A 21,076-nucleotide genomic window follows, 5' to 3' on the forward strand; every position below is an offset into this window, starting at 1 on the left:
ACGTTATAAAAGTGAGGTTGTAGAAAAAGATGAATAGGGACAGGTACCTTGTCCCTCTGTTAAGAAACTGAGATATTTATCTGGGAGGGATGAAAATACCAAGGCAAGCTCGAAAGAAAAGTAGTAGTGGGATATATTATTTGATAATAAGGGGATTAATAGGCAAAATCTATTTGAAAAAGATGAGGATCGATATCGGTTTATTCAGACGGTTGGATATTACAAAACTATTAGCAATTATCAATTATATGGATATTGCTTGATAAATAACCATATTCATTTACCTATTAGAGAAATGGAAGAGCCTTTGTCTAAAGTTGTTAAGCGAATTAGCAGCAGCTACATGTATTAGTATAATCAAAACCATATGTCGTATTTTTTTTTACTACCTTTATGCAAGTATTGATTGGACATGACAAGAGGAGGCTGACTCCTTACGGATTCGGCGTGCTCGATAATTTAAAACCTGTATTTAGACGAACAATACAATCTTCTTGAGCCAATTTGTTTGAATCTCCCGCCTTACGCTATTTTTATATTTTGTCTCCAGTCTATGAGGATTCCCAATATCAATAGTTATCATTCTTTGTCATCCTAAATAGTTTTTACGGTAATACATTCTGAATTGTAAAGGAGTGATTCCTTCCTTTTTTTGAAAAATCCGTATGAAATTACTTTGACTATTAAATCCTGAATCAAAGGCAATTTCCGTAATACTCTTATCTGTAAAATAAAGTTCGTTCTTAGAAAAAGCAATTCTTTTCAGCAAGATATACTGTTTAACAGTAAAGCCTGTTACTTCTTTAAACAGATGTGCAAGGTAATATCGATTCAGATAAAATTGAGCAGATAAAGATTCAAGAGAGAGTTCTTTCTTAAAATTTTCATCGATAAAACTCTGGATATCAAAAATTCTTTTTTCTGCTTTATCGATATTTTGAATTGGAAAGTGCTCTTTGTAATTGCGATAGATCAGCACGATGAGTTTAGACAGAAGGGCATTAAACTCTATCTGCCAAAATTCCTGTTTTTTGCTGTGGATAAGGCTTAGCTGATAAAAGATCTCTTCTATACTATCCACATGCTCTTTTTTTAGTTTAAAACCATTTTTAAAGCCTTTTGGCCTTATTTTAAAGATGGATAAAAGTACGGGGTCTTTGATGATGTTATCAAAAAAATCTGCATCGATGATAGCCATATATCTGGAATAGGGGAGTTTAAGGGTCTGCATTTCGTGCTTTTCTAAATTATTGATAAAAACAATACTATACTTTTCAAAATGGCATAACGCATCATTTATTTTAAAAACCGACTCACCCTGGGTAACAAGAATGATTTCGTAACCTATATGAAAATGTTCCTTTAACTTTTCACTTTGAAAAGTCATTGTCTTATAATTCATATCAATATTTTTATAATCCATAAGGCTCCTTTTTTTACAATCGCAACTTTTATCAATTTTTTGGCAACTTGTCAATATCGATATTTATTTAACCATATTATACTTAGTATGACATAAAATTTTAAAAATAGATAGTGCACTATCAAAACAAACAAGGAGGCTGTGTGTTGTCAAATTCCATACATTCAAATGACAGAAAATTCAATTATAAAAGCCTGGCAGAACTGGAAAAGGATATTCAAGAGATGCAGTTTGATATTAAATTCTCTGAAGATCTATCCCTTTATAGAGAAGAAGTTAAAATAGGACATCATGTAATACCAAATGCCATTGCCAGCCATCCCATGGAAGGCGGGGACGCCGACGAAAAAGGCAGTCCTACAGACATGACCTTTAGAAAGTACAAAAGAATAGCAAAGGGCGGAGCTGGTCTCATTTGGGTGGAAGCAGTCAGCATATGCAAAGATGGCCGATCCAATGATAAACAGCTTTGGATTACCGAGGATAATTGGAGAGATTTCAAAGCATTAAATGATATCATCAAAAAATCTGCAAAGGAAGAATTCGGAGAAGACTATCATCCGATGACAATTATCCAGATCAATCATGCAGGACGTTACTGTAAAGTAAAAGGAAAGCCAAGTCCGATTATTGCTACCCATAAGAAAAACCTGGATGAAAGATTGGGAATTGACGAAAGTTATCCAGTGGTAACAGACGAATACCTGGACAGTCTGAAAGAAAAGTATGTACAAGCCGCAAGACTCAGCAAAAAAGCTGGATTTGATGGTGTAGATATTAAAGCGTGTCATGGTTATTTGCTGTCAGAACTGCTTTCTGCCTATGAAAGAAAAGGAAAATATGGGGGCAGTTTTGAAAATCGTACCCGTCTCATGATGGATATTGTTGAAGCGATCAAAAAAGATGCAGCATGTGAAGGTTTGGTGATTTCATCCAGACTCAATATTTATGACGGACTTCCATATCCACAGGGCTGGGGTGTATCAGAAGGAAAAGGCTTGGAAGTAGATTTAACTGAACCCAAAAAACTGGTTAAAAGTTTAATATGCAAAGGTGTTCAATTAATCAGTCTTACCATGGGTAATCCTTATGCTTTTCCCCATATCAACAAGCCTTTTGATTTAGGAAATTATATTCCGCCGGAAAACGCTCTCCACAGTTGTAACAGACTGATCCGTGAGGTTGGAAATATGCAAAAAAGCTTTCCTGAAACTGTCTTTGTAGGCCTGGGGTACAGCTGGTTTAGGGATCTGGCTCCTTACGTGGGGGCAGGCAGTCTAAAACATGGCCTTTGCAAGATTATCGGGTTCGGCAGGGAATCTATTGCCTATCCTGATTTCGCCAGAGATATCCTGGAAAATCAAGAAATGAAACGCAGCAGTGTCTGTATTTCCTGCAGCAAATGCAGTGAGATGAAATCAAAAATTGGAACTTGTGGCTGTGTCATACGGGATGCAGCGGTTTATCTGCCGATCTATAAAGAAATGAAAGCTTCGGGGGTGTAATGAATGGGAAAAGTTGCAGTTGTAACTGGAGGAACCAGAGGGATTGGATTTGGCATCGTAAAAGAGCTTTTTGAGCAAGGCTTTTTAGTCGCATGCCTTGGCAGAAGCTTAAATGAAAATATAGAAAAGTTGATTGAAAGCTCCGATGGAAGGATAAAGTTCATTCCTTCAGACATTAGTTCGATCAATCAGATTGAACAATCTGTAGATGCAGTGACCGATGCCTTTGGACGTATTGATATTTTGGTAAACAATGCCGGGGTTGCACCCAAGGAGCGTAAAGACCTTTTGGAAACAACTCCTGAAAGCTTTGATTTTTTAATAGATACCAATCTAAAGGGCACCTTTTTTATGACTCAAAAAGTTGCAAATGTAATGATTCAGCAAGATAATCAATATTTTCCGCCCAAAATCATCAACATATCTTCAATGTCCGCCTATACCTCTTCTGTAAGCAGAGGAGAATATTGTATTTCAAAGGCTGGTATCAGTATGATCACCACCCTTTTTGCAGACAAGCTGTCCAGCTATGGCATCTTTGTTTATGAAATCAGGCCTGGCATCATTAAAACGGACATGACAGCAAAAGTAAGTGAAAAGTATGACCAAGCAATTGAAGGCGGACTGCTTCCTATCAAGCGATGGGGAACACCGGAAGATATAGCTGGCGTTGTGAGCCTGCTGTGCTCCCCCAAGATGACTTATTCAACCGGAGATGCGATTAATGTCGATGGCGGCTATCATATAAGGAGGTTATAGTGAAACCATATAAAGAACAACTTATAATTCATGATATACCGGTAAATGTCTATGCCTACAATACTGTTATTGTAGGCTCAGGGGCAGCGGGCTTGAATGCAGCAGCTTCTTTATATAAGCTGGGGCAAAAGGATATCGCATTGATTACAGACGGCATGAATCGAGGTACATCCAGAAATACAGGCTCTGATAAACAGACTTACTACAAACAGTCTACATCCATCAAGGATGCTGACAGTCCGCTGAAGATGGCTCAGACTCTCTTTAACGGAGGGGCCATGCATGGAGATATTGCCCTGGTGGAAGCTGCCCTTTCCCTCAAGAGTTTTTACAATCTTGTAGAAATTGGTGTCCCGTTCCCTCACGATACCTTTGGACAGTATGTTGGATACAAGACAGACCATGATGAAAACAGCAGAGCAAGCTCTGTCGGCCCGCTGACATCCAAGCTGATGACAGAAAAATTAGAAGATCAGGTCAAAAACAATGGGACAGATATCTTTGATTCCTTTATGGTAATTGGAATCCTAAAAGAAAAAAACAAGGATGAAGCCATTGGCATCTTAGCTTTAGATGTTAAACGGATTAATGAACAGAATTACGGTCTTACCTTGTTTAACTGCCGAAACATTATTTACGGCACCGGGGGTCCGGCAAGCATTTATTATCGCTCCGTCTACCCAAAGAGCCAGTCTGGAGCCACAGGGATTGCCCTCGAAGCAGGAGCTCGGGCGAACAACCTGACCGAATGGCAGTATGGCATTGCCTCCACCAAATTTAGATGGAATCTATCGGGAACATACCAGCAGGTCATCCCGAGATATATTTCCACCGACGAGAATATGGGTGATGAAAGAGAGTTTTTAGAAGATTATTTTAAAAATCCTACGGAACTGCTCAATGCAGTTTTCCTAAAAGGATATCAATGGCCCTTCGACGCCAAGAAGCTTAGGAATAATGGATCTTCCATCGTAGATCTCCTGATCTATATCGAAACCCAAATCAAAGGAAGACGGGTATTCATGGATTTTCTGAGAAATCCAAGCTGTGCGGATGTGGATGGAAGTCTGGACTTTCAGCAATTAGGCGAAGAAGCTTATGGATATCTGAAAAATTCAGATGCCCTTTTGCCCACACCTATTGCCCGTTTGAAAAAAATGAATCCTTTAGCCATTGATCTTTATAGAGATAACAATATTGATTTAGAGAAGGAATGGTTGGAAATTGATGTCTGTGCCCAACACCAAAATGGCGGATTAGTCGGCAATGTCTGGTGGGAGAGCAATATCAAGCATTTCTTCCCTGTAGGAGAGGTAAATGGTACCCTGGGCATTTACCGCCCGGGCGGTACAGCCCTCAATTCTACGCAAGTTGGAAGCTACCGGGCAGCGGAGTATATTAAAAATCAGTATGCAGACCCACCGATACCAATGTCTGCATTTAAAGAAAACGTTATACCCGATGTTGAAAAGCGTGTCGCATTCATAAAAGCCATCAAAATAGACAGGGAAAAACCTTCCAACGTGTTGTCATTCCAGCAGGAACTGCAAAAGAAAATGTCAAAAGCAGGGGCTTTTATAAGAAACAAAAGGAGTATACTGGAAACATTGGAAGAATTCAAGAAGACCTACAGCACCCTTCACCAATGCATCCATATCAAAGATATAAAAGAATTGCCAGCTGTTTTCCGGGTATATGATATGCTTATTACCCAAATTGCATGCCTCAGTGCCATGCTTGAGTATATAGAGCAGCACGGTGACAGCAGGGGTTCCTATCTGATTGCAGATGATCATGGAAGTCATGAAATCAAAGGGGCGGATATGACTTTTAAATTTTCCATTGAACGGGACTCTAAGGACAGAATCTGTGAAACCTATATAGAAAAAGGACAGGGAGGCATTGGGTTTGACAATACCTGGGTAGATGTCCGACCTATTCCAGAGTATGATTCATGGTTTGAAAATGTATGGTCTGATTTTAGGGAAAATAAAATCTTTAAAAAATAAACTTAAAAAATGGAGGCGAATTTATAATGAAAAGAATAGGTTTACGAAAAATATTGACGGTTCTTCTAGCATTCTCCATGGTTTTATCCCTTGCGGCATGTTCAGGATCAAATAAAAACACCGATATAACAGCAGATGATACGGTATATGAATTAAAGCTTGCCCATGTAGTAAGGCCTACAACACCAAAAGGAGCTGCAGCGGAAGAGTTTAAAAGAAGTATTGAAGAAAAGAGCAATGGAAGAATCACGGTATCCATCTATCCAGACTCACAAATGGGAACGGATCAGGAGATCAACGAGCAAATCTTATCTGGAGCCCTAGATATGAACACCCCCTTATTATCTACTTTGACGTCTTTTGTAAGCGAATTTGAACTTTTCGATTTGCCCTATTTATTTACTAGTAGTGAGGAAGCATTCAATGCATTAAATGGAGACGTTGGAGAGAAATTTAATGCGGCGTTAGAACAAAAAGGCCTTATCGGTTTAGGGTACTGGACTGGTGGATTTAAACAAATTACAAACTCTGTTCGGCCAGTGAAGAGCGTGGAAGATTTAAGCGGGCTAAAAATCAGAGTAAGCCAGAGTCCTATCCTTGTATCCCAGTTTAGAGCCATCAATGCAGGTGGGATTTCAGTTCCGTTCAGTGAACTTTATTCAGCTCTTCAAACGAAAACAGTAGATGGACAGGAAAATCCATATGCCAATATTGCGAGTAAAAAGTTTTACGAAGTACAAAAATATATGACCATCAGTGATCATGGTTTTATGGGTTATGCTTTCATCATGAACAAGAATAAATTTTACTCTATGCCGGAAGATCTTCAAGCAATGGTAAAAGAAGCTGCGAAAGAAGCAACAGAATGGGAGTGGAAAAAAACAGCTGAAAAAGAGATAGAGTATCTGCAGGAAATTAAAGATGCAGGTATGGTCATTGATGCATTTACAGATAAGGAAAAAGCAGCGTTCAAAGAAGCAACAAAACCTGCGTATGACGAATTCAGCAAAAGGGAAAACGGAGCAGAGCTATTAGAAACTGTTAAGAAATATGTAAAATAAGGGAAACGGCAGATATTGAAGAACTAAAACTGTATCAGGAATAAAGCTTTGACTTTGTTCCTGATACAGAAAACAACAATTGAAAATCTAAAACGAACAGGATGTGTTTTATGAGAACTGTCATGAGATTTATAGACAATATGGAGGAATATATTGCTTCTATATTATTGATATTAACCTCTGCCCTTATATTTGCTCAGCTTGTATTAAGATACCAGTTTAATTATTCTCTGTCATGGGCAGAAGAATTGGCCAGAATGATGATCGCATGGTTCATCTTTTTGGGAAGCAGTATGGCAGTCAAGGAAAATGCACATGTAAGCATGGATGCTTTACTTATCGTTCTGCCAGAGAAGATCAAGATGGTGGTGGGAATTCTTACTGATATGATAAATATTATTTTTTGTGTCATTATCGTATATGCAGGTATAAGAATGTTACAAGATGTTGTTGCTTTAGGGTCTACAGCAACAGCCATAAATGTCCCCCTTTATATACCTTATGCATCAGTTCCCGTAGGTGTATTTCTGATGTGTCTGCATTATATTATAAGATTTAAAGAAAAAATTATAACTTTAGTCAATGGAAGCAAGAAAGCGGAGGGGGCGTAAACATGATTTTATTTCTATCTTTTGTCGTACTGCTGGCCTTGGGCGTACCGATTGCAATCACCACTGGACTTGCTACAATCATTGCCATGTCTACTGATAACCTTGGCTTGACAACTGCAGTACAGAGAATGTTTTCAGGTGTAGATTCTTTTAGCCTTATGGCCATTCCTTTTTTTGTTTTTTCAGGAGATATCATGCTAAAGGGCGGAGCTTCCAAACGGCTGATTGATTTTGCCAATAAATTATTCGGATGGATCACAGGCGGTCTTCCGATTACGGCAATTATTTCATCCATGTTTTTTGCGGCTTTATCAGGTTCCAGTCCGGCAACTGTGGCCGGTGTGGGTGGCGTTATGATTCCCAATCTTATAGAGAAGAACTATCCTAAAAAGTTCACAGTGGGACTACTGTGTGCTGCGGGCTCTCTTGGTATTATTATTCCACCAAGCATTACTATGATGTCTTACGGTGTCGTATCTGAGCAGTCTATCAGCCGTCTTTTTATTGCAGCAGTTATCCCGGGAATATTTATAGGCCTAACACTTATGATTTACAGTTATATTTATGCCCGTATTTCGAAACATGAAAAAGTACCTTTTCCTACCTTCAAGGAAGTGCTTATATCCTTTAAAGATGCTTTTTTCAGCATTATGATGCCCGTCATCATTCTAGGGGGGATTTACCTCGGTTTTGCAACACCGACAGAAGCAGCAGCGGTTGCTATTATTTACAGTCTCATCATATCGCTGTTTATTTACAAGGAAATTAAGCCGGGCGATGTCCTGATTATTGCAAAAAAATCTGTTATTACTTCGGCGATGATTATGTTCGTAATTGCAACTTCAAAATTGTTCAGCTGGTATCTTACTTTCCGGCAAGTACCCCTTAAAGTTGCAGACGTCGTTTTGGCTCTTGAAAGTTCACCTTTTGTAATTCTGCTGGTGATTAATGTAATTCTTCTGTTTGTAGGCATGATTATGGATTCAAGTGCTGCGGTGCTTATTTTAACGCCCCTGTTTCTTCCGATCGTAACAAATATCGGTGTTAATCCAATTCACTTTGGTGTAATTATGATTGTAAACCTAGCCATTGGCATGTTGACGCCGCCCTTTGGGCTGAATCTTTTTGTTGCCTCGGGCATAGGCAATATTTCCATATCCGATGTAATCAAAGGATCGGTTCCATTTATTGCATTACTTATTTTTGATCTGATGGTCATTACCTTTGTTCCACAATTGTCTTTGTTATTAGTGAAATAAAAATACTCTATAAAGTGGAGTGATTATAAACTGAGCAGCTATAATAGTATACAGGCAAGATGGCAAACAATCGTTAATATATAAGTGCATGCTGAGAACTATTCTGACACAGGAAAGAAACAAAGTAGTTAAGTGGCTAAAAAAATATGAAAAATAAAGGAATGGATGGAGTTAGAAACTAAATGAAGTCAAATCAGAGAATTTTATTATGGGGATGTTTTTTTGAAAAGCATTCCCTTATTTTTTGTAGAGATGGATAGGGTCTCATTCCTTTCTAATTTTATAAGAAAAGCCGACACGATTGTGACGGCTTTAAAAAATAAATAATTTAGTTTTCCATAGTCTGATAGTGTGTATGACGTTCACTCATTTTCATCGAGAGAATTTCTTTTGATTTTTACTATATTCCTAAACCGTATAACAAGCAAAATAATCCCCACTAAAAGAAAAACTAAAAGCATGCCCCAAATTGCTCCAAGGCGATACTCGGATATGAAAGTATAAAAATCATAACGCAAAATATTGCCGATAACATATTGACCTTTAGAGATTGCAATATGAACCGGTAGCTTTTTGGACAGCGCCCACAACACAAAATTTCCTAAGACTCCAATACTGCCAAAAGTAATTCCCGCTACCAGCAGCATCTTTTGATGATAAACCTTTGTAAGACCATTATTCTTTTTTTCCACTGTTCCCACCTTTAATTTATGTTGATTTTACAATCTACATTGTATAACATCAAATAAGCAAGCTATTTTGTGGCAATTCCTTTATCAATCATTCGTTTCTATCCTGTGGTTGAAACAACGGCTTTTAATTTACAACTTCAACTCCAATCAGTTTGCCTTCTCCCCCGGCGTTAGGCTTCGTATAGTCGCGCACAGCCTTTATATCAACTTCCCCTTTTCCATCAGGATTGTTTATCTGCCGCATAGAACCCTTGAATTTTCCACTGCTCAAAGCTTCGCCGTTTGATGATAAGATATCGATAAACGAGCGGACAAGCTTGCCGTTATAGTAAAAGCAATCTTGCTTTTTATCATAAATCAGGCCGAAGGGCTCGTAAACGGCGTAGATTTTTGCGCGTTCTTCCGGTGTCATCATGCCGCCCTCCGAACTATAAACTATCGTCGAGGTGCTTCCTTGTGACGCTTCCTGCTCCTCAGAAGAATTTTCAACCGCTGTTACGGACATAGGCGGATTTTTCAATTGATCAATATCCCTTGCGTCAAACGCTGCTTGACTGTAGGGCTCAACTCCTACAAGTTTACCGCTCGGATCAGTGGAACCATCGGGATTACGGGTTAATTGCGATAAGTCTCTTACTCCATGAACATCTATTGTTCCATTCGCATTAAAGTAGTCTCTCCCTGTGCTGCCACCTTCGCCAACCGGGTAATAATCCTCAAACCATCTGACTAATTCTCCATTGTAGAATAGCTGGTCTGTGCTTTTATTGTAGGTAAGTCCATATAGCTCATAGATGGCAAATGCTTCAGCCTTGCTTGCTGGCGTTTCTATGTATGCTGTTTCTTCTGCAATGGTAACGTTATATACTTTGTTCTTCTGCTCTTTATCAACTGCAGAAGCAGCATTTGTAGCGAATATAGTTGTCATACCAATGACCAAAGTAAAAGCAAGAAATATTCCCATAAGAGAGTTTTTTTTCATCTTCATAATTGACACAATCCTTTCTTCAATAGCGTTTTTGTTGAAATTGCTCGCAAGAGGGTTAAGTTGGCTTTTCTTTTCCTCCAGCCCGATAAGGGTCAAGGCGTAAGCGGACTTCATCCTTTCCCCAAATATCCGAACCACCGATTCGTCACATGAAAGTTCTATATCACGATTTGCCAGCACATACATAACCCATACAAAGGGATTGAACCAATGGGTGCACAGGGCAGCGGCAAGCAGCCACTTTGTTAACGTATCAAAACGCCGGATATGGACCAATTCATGAGTAAGGATATAGTGCAGCTTTGTTTCATCAGTCCAGTCCGTTGTCTTGGGCAGGAGTATTACGGGCAGGAATACTCCATAGGTCAGCGGAACGACTATCTTATCTGACTGCCGGATTTCCACCCTTCGCCTTATCGGATGATCCTGCTGCCAACCCTTCACAAACTCGTTAGAAATCGGCAATGCGGTTTTGTATTCCCTGCGACAGCGAAGATGCGTTACAAGGAAAAACAAGGCGCAAATTGACAGCCCGATCAACCACATTACCATGACAGGTGATATGCTTACGGGGGTTACTTCTGCCAATATGGGTGTAAGCTTTTCGGTGATTATTCGGGTATTAGGGGTAACCGTATCTATAGAGGGCTTGTTTGCTGTCCAAAACCTATTTTTAAGCATGTCTGCCAACGTATAGATACTGAACCGTGATGAAACAGAAAAGGGAATCAACAGGCGGTACAAGGCTACGGCCCAAAGTGCAAGGAAGGTCTTTTTCGGCAGCCTGTGAAGTGCAAGCCTACGGATTATCACAATCGTTAGAATGAGCACAGCAGCTGAAAGACTCATGTTTAATATCTCCATAGTCATCCCCTCATTCCAAGTTGATGACAAGCTTTTTCAGCCTTTTGATTTCTTCGGACGATAAACTTTTCCATCCCAGAATCGAAGCCACAAGCTGATCGGCAGCGCCGTCATACATTTTGTTGATAAGCTCCGTGGTTTCTAATTCCCTTGCCTGTTCAACGGTCACAAGCGGATGACATACAAAATTCGGCTCAATCCGCTCAATTGCACCCTTGTCAATACACCTTTTGATAAGCGTGTAGGTGGTAGTCTTGCTCCATCCAACCTGTTCTTTTAAGATTTCTGCAATTCGTTTAGCGGTGGTATCGCCATTTTTCCAGAGAACATCCATAATCTTTATCTCTGCATCGAACAGCTTAATTTTCATTTTCTCACCCCTCGTTTTGTTTTGTAGTCTACTCTAGTAGAATGCATGCAATCTTATTCTACTCCGGTAGAATAAGATTGTCAATAGTTTTTTCTATGCCAGTAAAAAATTATACTCAAAGTTTACCGACAGATGAAGGAAAACGGGGACGGATCTTGCTTGCCGCTATTAGGCAAAGATAAGAGTAAGGAATGTCTGATATCATATAAATTCAATACTTAATAAGCAAATATACTAAACCAAAGTTAAGGAAAGCAGACCGTCCCAGCTTGACTTAATTAACAGAAAGGAATGAAAATAAATGGGGAAGTCAAGCGAGGAAAAGTCAATTTTGTATTCTCTTGTGATGATCTTGATAAAACATATGTTAAACTGAAAGGAAAAGGTGTTAGTTTAGAATTGCCAACAATAGCGGTATAGGGGGAAAGAACTACTATTCTTTGATTTGGAAAGAAATAAGATTTTACTTTTAGAAAGCTAAGTTTGTTATATAATATTCTTATATAATATATCAAAGTAGTCCTCAACAACTAGGCTTCTTTGAATTATGATTATAATATCATTGTAGAGTTGACCATACCATAGATATACGAAGATTTGACGTACATAAAAAGGAAATTCCTGCATAAAAGACCTGAAAGATGGAGGCGATTTATCAATCAGACAGATTGAGAGATTAATAGAAATTGGAAGGGGGATAATTCAGAGAGTGTAGTGTGACGATAACCCCGTCCCCACGTCACGTCCGGGATGTAGTCAAATAGTTAAATAGGAGAAAACGAAAAATGAATACTGTAAAAAACATAGCAAAAAAAATTTCCTTATATCAAAGAGAACTAAATAAACTCTCTGAGAATAGGGAGGCAAAGAAAGTAAACAGAGAGGAATTCACTCTACTGTTAAGCGGTATCTCTACATGTAGGAAAGCACCGGGAATTCCGGTACATATGGGATATGAAACACTGTATCACTGTGAGAGCAAAAAAGATGAGGAGATGGTACGCGAACATTTATGGAAGGTGTATGGCATTCAGAATACCGAATCGTTATTGGAATTTTGCGAAAGAGAATATTCTGTGCACAAACAATATGAGCAGTTTATGACCTTTTGGGTTAAAGCTCCGTTGTTTGATATAGAGGAATTAACATCAGAAGGAAGAAAAAGGTTTGAGGAATGCAAAAAAGTTTCGGAACAGTTTTATCCTATTCTAAATGAAAAAGGATATTATGCATGGGATATCAATGAAAAGATTGGGCTATGCCGGAAGGCCGTTGCATGTGGCATTCTGTCTGATAAAGAATTTTGGCAGTTAACAGACCCTTGGGTGCGGCTAGCACAGGTGTTTTATCATTCTTATCAGGAATATGCTGTGAGTTGTCTGTGCGGTGCTGTTTATTTTATGTATCTTGGTGAACCTGATCTAGATAATTTCTTTCAGATAAATTTCAATCTTGTTCAGCATTTATTCATGGAAGGTGGTGCATGGCAGAGATCCCAGTGGTATGTGCCACAGAACCGAGAGTGGGTCGATCTTCTTGGAAGCAATCCGGGGTGCATCATTACTAAAGCCGCGCTTGAAAGAGATCAAATCGGTTATATGTACAGGGAAGAACCTTCTAAAAATTTTCCGGACTGCGGTTGGCGTTTTTTTGTTGGGGATGAATCTGATGAATATGTCAATCAAGCAGATAATAATTGCATTTGCAGCTTTAATGATGCATGCATCATTGACCCGACAATTCTTGCATATTTTTATGCGGGTTATGGATGCCGTTTTGGCAAAATTAATAATAGATGGGTTCAGGAATTTTAAGTTTCTGCTTACTTCCTATTATGGTTATTATGCGGTCATTACCCTTTCAATTATGAAAAAGACCAGCTAACGAATGTCAAGAAAAATTTCAGAATAAAAATAACTTCAGCAAGGCACTCCGATTTGAGTGTCTTTTTCTATGCCGTTTAGGTTGAACATTCAAATAAACAGGAGCAGCGATGTTCCGGTCTATATGCAGATAAAAAATCAAATTTGTGAAATGATCCTTTCTTTCAAATGGAGAAAAGAAAAACGCCTTTAGGCTGAACTTTTCCAATATGAAAAATGTCCTATTATTGGAAATGGTGAATGGTGGGAGGTATTTGTATTGGATACCATTACTGGTAAACTAGAAATAGTGTTTCGAACGTTGTTTTGTTTTGCCGATAAGTTTAAATTGTTTAGTAAAAGATTGAAATGGGATTATTTATATAATAGGGGGGGATGCTCTGTGAAAGAGCTTTTGTCTAAGTGTCGGTCAATCACTTCTGAAAAAATTTTGAAATCTGAAATAATAAACACTATTTTAATTAGTATATTGGGAATTTTGTTTGGTGTGTTATCAAAACTATTGGACAATATGTCATTGAATAATGATATTTTGTGGCAAAGGATACTTGGTATAGTTGATTTAGCAAATATTTTTTCAAGGCTTTCCATTTGGGCTTTGTTTGCAGTTGGTATTGCAGTTTTCAGTAAACGTCCATTTAGGGCAAGCGTGAATGTTTTTGGTTTTTTTATTGGAATGCTTATGGGCTATTATACAATTACAATAACAGTATCAGGCTTTTTCCCTAAAACATATATGATTGCATGGTCGATAATAACATTATTCACACCCATATTTGCTTTCTTAACTTGGTATGCAAAAGGACATGGTTGGTTAGCAGTTACGTTATCGGGAATAATCATTGGGTTCTTTTTTACACAAGCATTTTCTTTTGGAGTGTGGTATATAGATGTTTCTTATTTTGCAGAAGTACTTTGTTTAGTCATTGCAACAGTATTGTTATACAGGGACAAAATACAATTGCTTCTTTCTTTGATAGTTGCATTAACTATTGCTCCTTTAATTCAATTTTGTTTGCCATATATTTTTGGTGGTTTATAAGCAAAATGTATTGTTAAATTGTATGAGCCTTATATGATGAGGCATTGTGAGGCTGAAAGGCTGATAGATAAAGGCTTCGATGGACTTGGATAAACTATATAACCCTTATGCATACAAAAAAGAGGAAGTTACCAAGGTAATCATCGGCGATATTACAAATATCAGAGAAGATAACAATCTTGGAAAAGTAAGCAATCAAAAGCTGCATAAATGGGCATTTGGAAAGATTAAAATGTTCCGATTCATCCGGCAGTAGTGGGGTTGGATAATCCAGTGATGTATCAGTGGAATAACTGCTCTTTCACCTAGAATCCGAAGCTCGCCATTTCAATGGCGATGTAGTTCACATGGTTATAACAACTATAAACCTATCCAGATATGTTAGATTTCCCTTATATTCACTCAAACTTTACACCAAAAAGAACGGTCATGATTAATAACCACAGAATCTATAGCATACAAGGTTCATTATAAAATAATAGTTGAAGAAGTTAACTATATAGATATGAAAAAAACTTGTAGATAATTTTGTGTTTAAATAATTTCCACAAAGGGGCTATTATATACTTTCTCCTTTTGAACATCCTTTGGGATATCTTTCTGTTTTGAAATCATATCAAATAAACGATCCGGACATTCTTCCTCCATGATTCTCATCTCATTTTCCAAGGGTACATAATAAGGCAATTCTCTTCGTAACAATGCATTTTCCTTATCTAATTCATTGGAAGATAGATCATTTTGGACATGGGCAAAGCCAGAAGCTGAAATGGGCTCTATTTTTTTCAAATAGTCACTCCGACCATAGCTGCCATACAGATAGTCCATTTCATATTCCGTTGGGGTGGATAATTGAAATAGAAAATTTTGAGAATCTATTTCTTTAGGAAGTATGTCATTTGCTCTTACCGCCACAATCATTTTCAAATAGAGGCTTTTCCACATTAGGCAATACGCTTTCTAAAGCACCCCTCAATCTTTCATTCTCATCTTTCAACCCTTCTGTATGATCATCAGGCAAAGTAGTAAAGGCAGTAAAATGATTTGAGTCTTTAAAAGTCAGAACGATGCCGAGTATGATGAAGAGCATAAGAAACGTACAAAAAATCACGCCCATTTTAAGTTTCTGCGAAGAAATGAGGATAATAACTTTTTTCAAACAAATCACCTCCATTTAATGAAATGGTTATTCGGAAGATGATGGAGATATGTTGAAAAATTGATGAGCTGTGCCTACTACCTTCATAAATATTTTATATAGAATAAAATATATTTTCTTTTGTAAGGATCGAAAAACTCGTTTTCCCGTAAAAATTAAATAGATCTTTAAAAGTGTAAATTGAATTGAAAGAATAGAAAAAGGACAAAACGACAAAAAAACTCATTTTTTGACAAAGGGGTTTTCTTTTTTTGTGTAGAATACAATCAATAATTGTCTATATTAATACTACACTTATATACGTATCGTGTTCTATAACTACGGTTTTTTATACGAGGGGGATATAATATGAAGTTCTCAATTAATTCAAGAGTTCTGGAGCAACTAGGTAAGCAGCTAATTACAAGCGATGAGCTTGCTTTTACAGAACTAATAAAAAATTCATATGATGCAGGGGCAAACTGTGTGAAAATCCACTTTCTTACAGACAGTAACATTTTAGATAAGAATAGACTATTAAATCCAACTAACGAAGAAATATACTCACATATATCCCAAGTTGCACACCATAAAAAAATAATACTAATTGAAGATGATGGAAGTGGAATGGATTCCAACGAATTAAAAGAAGGTTTTTTTACTATCGGAACAGATATTAAAAAAAGACAAAAGAGCAGTAAAAGTAACGGGAAAGCTAATGAAAGGAGACTTCCATTAGGGGAGAAAGGCATTGGTCGTCTTGCTGCACAAAGATTAAGTAATATACTATTTATTGAGACTACCAGTAAAAATTCGAACGTAACGTTTTTAGTTAAAGTATATTGGAGTGATTTTCTTACCAATTATAAAAATCTTGAACAGATAGACATAGAAGTATGGGAGTTTCCTAAAAAGAAAGATTCATATACGAGACTTTGGTTTGTTGACTTAAACGTCGATTTTGACAATTTTCTAATTGATAATAACCCTAAATTTAAACAATTAAGTTTTAATGAACTATTTGAAAAAGGCCACAATGAAATAATAAAAAAAGAAGATACTATTTTTCTTAAAGAAGGTCTGCAATCGGCGATTAGTTTTCTATTATCCCCATTTGAAGAGCATAAAGATAATTTTGAGATTAAATTATTAATGGATAATCATGATGTGAAATCAGATTTTCATAATGAAGCTATTAAATTAGCTGAAAACGAATATTCCTTTAAATTGCAAGAAAATGATAATAAATTTACTTTAATGTTAAGCATGAAAATTCAGCCGTGGTATATTGAAAGAATACATCGTAGATTAGTTGGTGAAAGTCTCTTTAAGGACTTTAGAAGAGAACACGCCTTTTATGCAAAACTGCTTAGAAAATATAAGCGTAAATTTGATGAATCATTAAACGTCGTATTAAGTGAAGATAGCTTTAAAACTAAGATTGATGAAAAAATACCAAATTTCACAGAATTACTTAGAGATATAGCTCCAATTGAAGGAAAAGTATTTACTTTTAAAAGGTTAAAAAAGTTATCTGATATGGCTTTAGAATCAGCAAAAGAAAACAATATTATTAATAAGGATTTTAAAGTTGAGAAATTTGACAATTTTTTAGATTATCACAATGGAATTAAATTATATAGGGGAAAATATCGTATTGCAACTCTGGGTGACAAAGACAGTGATTGGCTCCAATTACAGCAAGCGAGAACAAAAGGACAGCAGTTTTTTAGATTTGAACTGGGCAATGTTATTGGATATGTTAAAGTGAATGACCCAGCCCAGCAATACCTAAAGGAAATTAGCTCCCGCTTGGATTTATTCCAAAATGATCATTCTGTAGCTTTTAAGGAGCTCTTGAAAATTATATTTCATGGCTTTTTCTATCAGTTTAGCCAATCTGCATATTACATTGTACGTGAGATAATCAAAAATGAACAATTGTTGCCAAACGTTACTACAGATGATTTAAAAGAAAACATAGATGATACAAACAAAGTAATTGTTGAAAGTAAGGAAAGTTTAAAAGTTTTTAGCGAAGCTTTTATACAGATGAAAAATAATATTGATCTTAGCACACCTGAAAAAATAAATAATGTACAAAATGCTTTTGGGCTTATTTTAAATACTATTGATAATTTTAATAAGAATATTGATAAAACAATTGAAACAGTTACAAAATCAGGTGAGTTATTAAAACAAATTGAAAGGGAGAAAAAAATAATTGAAATAGACACATATAATAACTATAAACTAATGGCAAACGGGTTAATAACAGAAGTGGTTACCCATGAACTTCATTCAATACTATTAAACACTAACAGTACTGATAGTTATAAAGAACATTTTAAATTAATAGGAGACTATTTACTGGAGTCAGATCAATTTGACATATATAAAGATCACTTTAAACCTCTTAATAGTAATTTTGTAGGTCTTACTTCAAGGATGCTGGAATTGAAGGATTTTTATCAGTTTTTAGAAAAAACATTTCTTTACAAAGGGACAATAGAAGACTTCATTTCAGAAAATGTGCATGAATTTCTGGAGAATCTTGCTTTAAGAATGTCAAAAAGGTTATCAAAGAGTAAAATAGCAGTTGATTTCTCATCAATTGATATGAAATGGGCAGTTCCGAAAGGTGCATTAGTACATATTTTCTACAATTTAATTGACAATTCATTGTACTGGATTGAAAAGAGAAGAAAATTAGCGATTTATGATAAGACGTATGAGACAAATACAGGAGACTATATAAAAATTAGCAAAAAAGATGCCAATACAATTATTTTTAGTGATTCTGGAACGGGTGTCATTCCCTTATATCAACATATTTTATTTAATGCCCTCGTTACCGGTAAAGATAAAAACGGAAGAGGGATGGGGTTATATATCGTTAGACAGTTTTTAAGATCTTTTGGAGCAGATATTGAACTTTTACAAGAAAAGAATAAATATGGAAACCGATATATGTTTGCCATTTATTTAGAAAGCAAAAATAGAATTGAAGATGAAAATATTAATGATGAAGGTGAGGCAGATGAAAACAACGACTAAGTTCATATCGTTAATTGAAAATTTGAATGTTAATCTAGTTGTATTTGTAGAAAATGATTTTACTCCATTGGCTGATCCTGAGGAAATATTAAGCTACTTAGTGGATGTTAACCAAGAAGATATAAAATCATTGCTGTCAGAAACTAGTGATAATGGGTATGCTAAACTTACCGTTTCATTAGAAGAGTTCCTGCAAATATTCAAATCTGTAGAGCATGAAGTTGACCTAAAAGAAAAAATAGTAGAAACAGGAAAAATAACCAAATACTTGGATAAAATGGAAAATAAGCATGAATTGTACATAAAACTAAAAAAACTTGCAAAAGAAATTATTGATGAAATTAATTTAATAAATGAAAAGGAGGCTGCTTTAACAGACATCTTCTTGAAATATGGAGCAGTGAATCAGCTAAGTGTCTATAGTGCCTTTTTTGAAGAACTTAAGAAAGTTACTCCAAGAAAATCATTGAGAATTTACAAAGAAGCACCAATTGATGAATGGGACAATATTGAGACAGAAATAACAAGAGTAACAAAGAAATCAGAATTCTGCCTTTGTATTGTAGATAAACGCTTAGGATTACAGCAATCGGGAGAAGATTTTATCAAAAATTGCCTTTATGATCTAAGACGTAAATGTAATATAGTTAGTGTTTTATATACAAGTTATCGAGAAAAAAAAGAACCGACAAAGTTATATGACTATTTTACAATACAAATAGACAAAGAAGGCGAAAATACTATTAATGAATTAACTGAAGGACTAGCATTTTGTGCATACGTTACACTTTTTGAAAAATTAAGTGAAATACATTCTAAGTCGATAAATGATGCATTCAAATTAGCATTAGCAAGACGGAAAAACATGAATTATATTGCAAATATGGCTCACGAAGAAGGGATAACTGCTTTTGAGGCGGTGAGTAAATGGTTTGATCTAGTAAAAGAAGAGTCTTTAACAGAAACCTTGATTAGTAAGAATAACCGTGTAGATTTTAGTTTTTTAGTGGGTCTAACTTATTTTCTTAATGAAGAATTTTTAAATGATATGGACAAGCAAGTGAGTATTGACCTAGAAGAAGATATGCAGTATCTAAATACTTTTGAAATATTTGATTACACTGTTAATAGCCAACATTTACCCCCTTCGCCAGGCGATATCTTTCAATATGTAGGAGATACACCCGAATTTAAAGGAAAATATTTAATATTAGTTGGACAAGATTGTGATTCTGTCATAAGAGGAAAAAAACTATCAAGAAAAGTAAAAAGTGCAGAGTTTATTATTGGAGAGGCTAATAAAGATATAATTAATGAAAAAGTTGACCAACAAGAGCTGGTTTTTCAATATTTTCGAAGTTTAGATAATGATGAGGTTGGATCATTAAAAATAAATACAAAGCAACGCGTAAGTGCAGATTTTGCAGTTGTAGATACTTGTGCATATAATGCGGATGGTACATGTATGCTAAACATTGTTAATGATTTAGATAAGCAAGTTTCAAGATTATTACCGCCGATATGGAATTCTTATTATAATAAATTACAAGAAGTATTAATTAGTACTATTGATATTAGCAACTATTTTAAAGATAATAGTATTCCTTATGATCTAATCTATTCAAACGATATTTCAGTTTTTGAATATACAGATAAACAAGGCGTAATTATTTTTCCACTTAAAAGGATATGCAGATTAAGAGGTAAGTTTAAAGAGTTAATTACAAAAAATTATTGGGATTATCGCAGTAGAGCCGGGATTAATACGATTCCTATAACCAATACCATTAAATTTCCAATAAAAAAATTACAATACGGCTATCCGGGAAATATGTACAGTAAATCAATTGATATAGATGCTTACATTGTAAAAACAAATGATAGAGAGAAAAATAAAAAACTCAGCAAATTACAAATGCTGGTTAATATTAGAGAAATAGTTGATGAGATAAAAGACGACTTTAATATCTCATTTGAGTTGTGTGAAGATATAATTTCTATAGAAAACAACAAACCGTATGAAGATAAATTAGCAAATATCAGAATTGAGAAGATAGTGGAAAATGATATAATAACGGGTTTGAAAATTACTTTTCCTTATATAATAATACATAATAATAACCGGATATTTGAAGAAGAAATTAAGATTACAAAGATTCTTAATAAAACAATTATTTCAAAAAAGATAGATTGGTATTATTTAAGTAATGAAGAAAAAGCAGATATCTACGATGAAAAAGATAGACCGAAAAGATTTAAGATTAACGAAATTCTATCGAGGGGGATTTATAATCCTGATCTTAACATAAAAATTCATCTAGATAATGGTAAAATTATAATTGAACAAGAATCTCTTGCGGCTGTTACTAAATAAGTCGAATGAAATTAGTTGCTGAAAATCTTAGTAGAGTCATG

17 protein-coding genes are annotated in these 21,076 nt (G+C 35.8%); 11 read left to right on the forward strand and 6 right to left on the reverse strand.

Features of this window, described 5'->3' with window-relative positions:
• Positions 1–589: 589 nt before the first annotated feature.
• The gene (locus Gferi_RS21545) at positions 590–1,423 is read right to left on the reverse strand and encodes an AraC family transcriptional regulator (protein ID WP_069980185.1); all 834 of its coding nucleotides are present in this window, start codon (positions 1,421–1,423) and stop codon (positions 590–592) included.
• Between the two features lie 146 nt (positions 1,424–1,569).
• Between Gferi_RS21545 and Gferi_RS21550 the strand changes: the two genes are divergently transcribed.
• The 6 genes from Gferi_RS21550 to Gferi_RS21575 all read left to right on the forward strand — a co-directional run bounded on the left by Gferi_RS21550 (position 1,570) and on the right by Gferi_RS21575 (position 8,627).
• Positions 1,570–2,928 carry an oxidoreductase gene (locus Gferi_RS21550; protein WP_083273695.1) on the forward strand — a complete coding sequence of 453 codons (1,359 nt, stop codon included), beginning with the start codon at positions 1,570–1,572 and terminating at the stop codon, positions 2,926–2,928.
• 3 nt (positions 2,929–2,931) lie between these two features.
• Positions 2,932–3,687, forward strand: a complete 756-nt coding sequence (locus Gferi_RS21555; protein ID WP_069980186.1) for a 3-ketoacyl-ACP reductase — start codon at positions 2,932–2,934, stop codon at positions 3,685–3,687.
• Positions 3,687–5,696, forward strand: coding sequence for an FAD-dependent oxidoreductase (locus Gferi_RS21560; protein ID WP_069980187.1), 2,010 nt, complete (start codon positions 3,687–3,689; stop codon positions 5,694–5,696). The genes Gferi_RS21555 and Gferi_RS21560 overlap by 1 nt, the downstream gene beginning before the upstream one ends.
• 26 nt (positions 5,697–5,722) lie before the next feature.
• Positions 5,723–6,757, forward strand: coding sequence for a TRAP transporter substrate-binding protein (locus Gferi_RS21565; protein WP_069980189.1), 1,035 nt, complete (start codon positions 5,723–5,725; stop codon positions 6,755–6,757).
• Between the two features lie 110 nt (positions 6,758–6,867).
• Complete coding sequence (locus Gferi_RS21570; RefSeq protein ID WP_069980191.1) at positions 6,868–7,368, forward strand: TRAP transporter small permease; 501 nt, start codon at positions 6,868–6,870, stop codon at positions 7,366–7,368.
• A gap of 2 nt (positions 7,369–7,370) precedes the next feature.
• Complete coding sequence (locus Gferi_RS21575) at positions 7,371–8,627, forward strand: TRAP transporter large permease (RefSeq protein ID WP_069980193.1); 1,257 nt, start codon at positions 7,371–7,373, stop codon at positions 8,625–8,627.
• A gap of 362 nt (positions 8,628–8,989) precedes the next feature.
• Here Gferi_RS21575 and Gferi_RS21580 read toward each other — a convergent pair whose 3' ends face one another.
• The 3 genes from Gferi_RS21580 to Gferi_RS21590 all read right to left on the reverse strand — a co-directional run bounded on the left by Gferi_RS21580 (position 8,990) and on the right by Gferi_RS21590 (position 11,541).
• Positions 8,990–9,319 carry a hypothetical protein gene (locus tag Gferi_RS21580; RefSeq protein ID WP_069980195.1) on the reverse strand — a complete coding sequence of 110 codons (330 nt, stop codon included), beginning with the start codon at positions 9,317–9,319 and terminating at the stop codon, positions 8,990–8,992.
• Positions 9,320–9,443: 124 nt separating this feature from the next.
• Positions 9,444–11,171 (reverse strand): M56 family metallopeptidase, encoded by a 1,728-nt coding sequence (locus tag Gferi_RS21585; protein WP_069980197.1) that lies wholly within the window; start codon positions 11,169–11,171, stop codon positions 9,444–9,446.
• Between the two features lie 10 nt (positions 11,172–11,181).
• Positions 11,182–11,541, reverse strand: a complete 360-nt coding sequence (locus tag Gferi_RS21590) for a BlaI/MecI/CopY family transcriptional regulator (RefSeq protein WP_069980199.1) — start codon at positions 11,539–11,541, stop codon at positions 11,182–11,184.
• A 947-nt stretch (positions 11,542–12,488) separates the two neighbouring features.
• Here Gferi_RS21590 and Gferi_RS21595 point away from each other — a divergent pair.
• The 3 genes from Gferi_RS21595 to Gferi_RS28315 all read left to right on the forward strand — a co-directional run bounded on the left by Gferi_RS21595 (position 12,489) and on the right by Gferi_RS28315 (position 14,722).
• Complete coding sequence (locus Gferi_RS21595) at positions 12,489–13,355, forward strand: immunity protein Imm33 domain-containing protein (protein WP_236932642.1); 867 nt, start codon at positions 12,489–12,491, stop codon at positions 13,353–13,355.
• A gap of 328 nt (positions 13,356–13,683) precedes the next feature.
• Positions 13,684–14,466 (forward strand): hypothetical protein, encoded by a 783-nt coding sequence (locus tag Gferi_RS21600; protein ID WP_069980202.1) that lies wholly within the window; start codon positions 13,684–13,686, stop codon positions 14,464–14,466.
• Between the two features lie 79 nt (positions 14,467–14,545).
• On the forward strand, positions 14,546–14,722 hold the full coding sequence (locus Gferi_RS28315; RefSeq protein WP_156782459.1) for a hypothetical protein: 177 nt from the start codon (positions 14,546–14,548) through the stop codon (positions 14,720–14,722).
• A gap of 278 nt (positions 14,723–15,000) precedes the next feature.
• On the opposite strand, the gene Gferi_RS28535 is transcribed toward Gferi_RS28315, so the two are convergent.
• Together Gferi_RS28535 and Gferi_RS21610 are read right to left on the reverse strand one after the other, a co-directional pair.
• Positions 15,001–15,393, reverse strand: a complete 393-nt coding sequence (locus Gferi_RS28535; protein ID WP_069980204.1) for a hypothetical protein — start codon at positions 15,391–15,393, stop codon at positions 15,001–15,003.
• The gene (locus tag Gferi_RS21610) at positions 15,362–15,625 is read right to left on the reverse strand and encodes a hypothetical protein (protein ID WP_069980206.1); all 264 of its coding nucleotides are present in this window, start codon (positions 15,623–15,625) and stop codon (positions 15,362–15,364) included. Before Gferi_RS21610 ends, Gferi_RS28535 begins: the two co-directional genes overlap by 32 nt.
• Before the next feature lie 348 nt (positions 15,626–15,973).
• Between Gferi_RS21610 and Gferi_RS21615 the strand changes: the two genes are divergently transcribed.
• Entirely contained in the window at positions 15,974–18,661 is a 2,688-nt protein-coding gene (locus Gferi_RS21615; protein ID WP_069980208.1) for an ATP-binding protein, read from the forward strand.
• Positions 18,645–21,035 (forward strand): hypothetical protein, encoded by a 2,391-nt coding sequence (locus tag Gferi_RS21620; protein WP_069980210.1) that lies wholly within the window; start codon positions 18,645–18,647, stop codon positions 21,033–21,035. Before Gferi_RS21615 ends, Gferi_RS21620 begins: the two co-directional genes overlap by 17 nt.
• The last annotated feature ends 41 nt before the right edge of the window (positions 21,036–21,076 follow it).

The sequence above is a fragment of the Geosporobacter ferrireducens genome (genome assembly GCF_001750685.1).
Classification (GTDB): domain Bacteria; phylum Bacillota; class Clostridia; order Peptostreptococcales; family Thermotaleaceae; genus Geosporobacter; species Geosporobacter ferrireducens.

Coding starts and splice junctions, on each gene's coding strand:
- Gferi_RS21545 (WP_069980185.1), bottom strand. CDS start 1,423: ATGGATTATAAAAATATTGATATGAATTATAAGACAATGACTTTTCAA.
- Gferi_RS21555 (WP_069980186.1), top strand. CDS start 2,932: ATGGGAAAAGTTGCAGTTGTAACTGGAGGAACCAGAGGGATTGGATTT.
- Gferi_RS21565 (WP_069980189.1), top strand. CDS start 5,723: ATGAAAAGAATAGGTTTACGAAAAATATTGACGGTTCTTCTAGCATTC.
- Gferi_RS21570 (WP_069980191.1), top strand. CDS start 6,868: ATGAGAACTGTCATGAGATTTATAGACAATATGGAGGAATATATTGCT.
- Gferi_RS21575 (WP_069980193.1), top strand. CDS start 7,371: ATGATTTTATTTCTATCTTTTGTCGTACTGCTGGCCTTGGGCGTACCG.
- Gferi_RS21585 (WP_069980197.1), bottom strand. CDS start 11,171: ATGGAGATATTAAACATGAGTCTTTCAGCTGCTGTGCTCATTCTAACG.
- Gferi_RS21590 (WP_069980199.1), bottom strand. CDS start 11,541: ATGAAAATTAAGCTGTTCGATGCAGAGATAAAGATTATGGATGTTCTC.
- Gferi_RS21595 (WP_236932642.1), top strand. CDS start 12,489: ATGGGATATGAAACACTGTATCACTGTGAGAGCAAAAAAGATGAGGAG.
- Gferi_RS28315 (WP_156782459.1), top strand. CDS start 14,546: ATGGACTTGGATAAACTATATAACCCTTATGCATACAAAAAAGAGGAA.
- Gferi_RS21615 (WP_069980208.1), top strand. CDS start 15,974: ATGAAGTTCTCAATTAATTCAAGAGTTCTGGAGCAACTAGGTAAGCAG.
- Gferi_RS21620 (WP_069980210.1), top strand. CDS start 18,645: ATGAAAACAACGACTAAGTTCATATCGTTAATTGAAAATTTGAATGTT.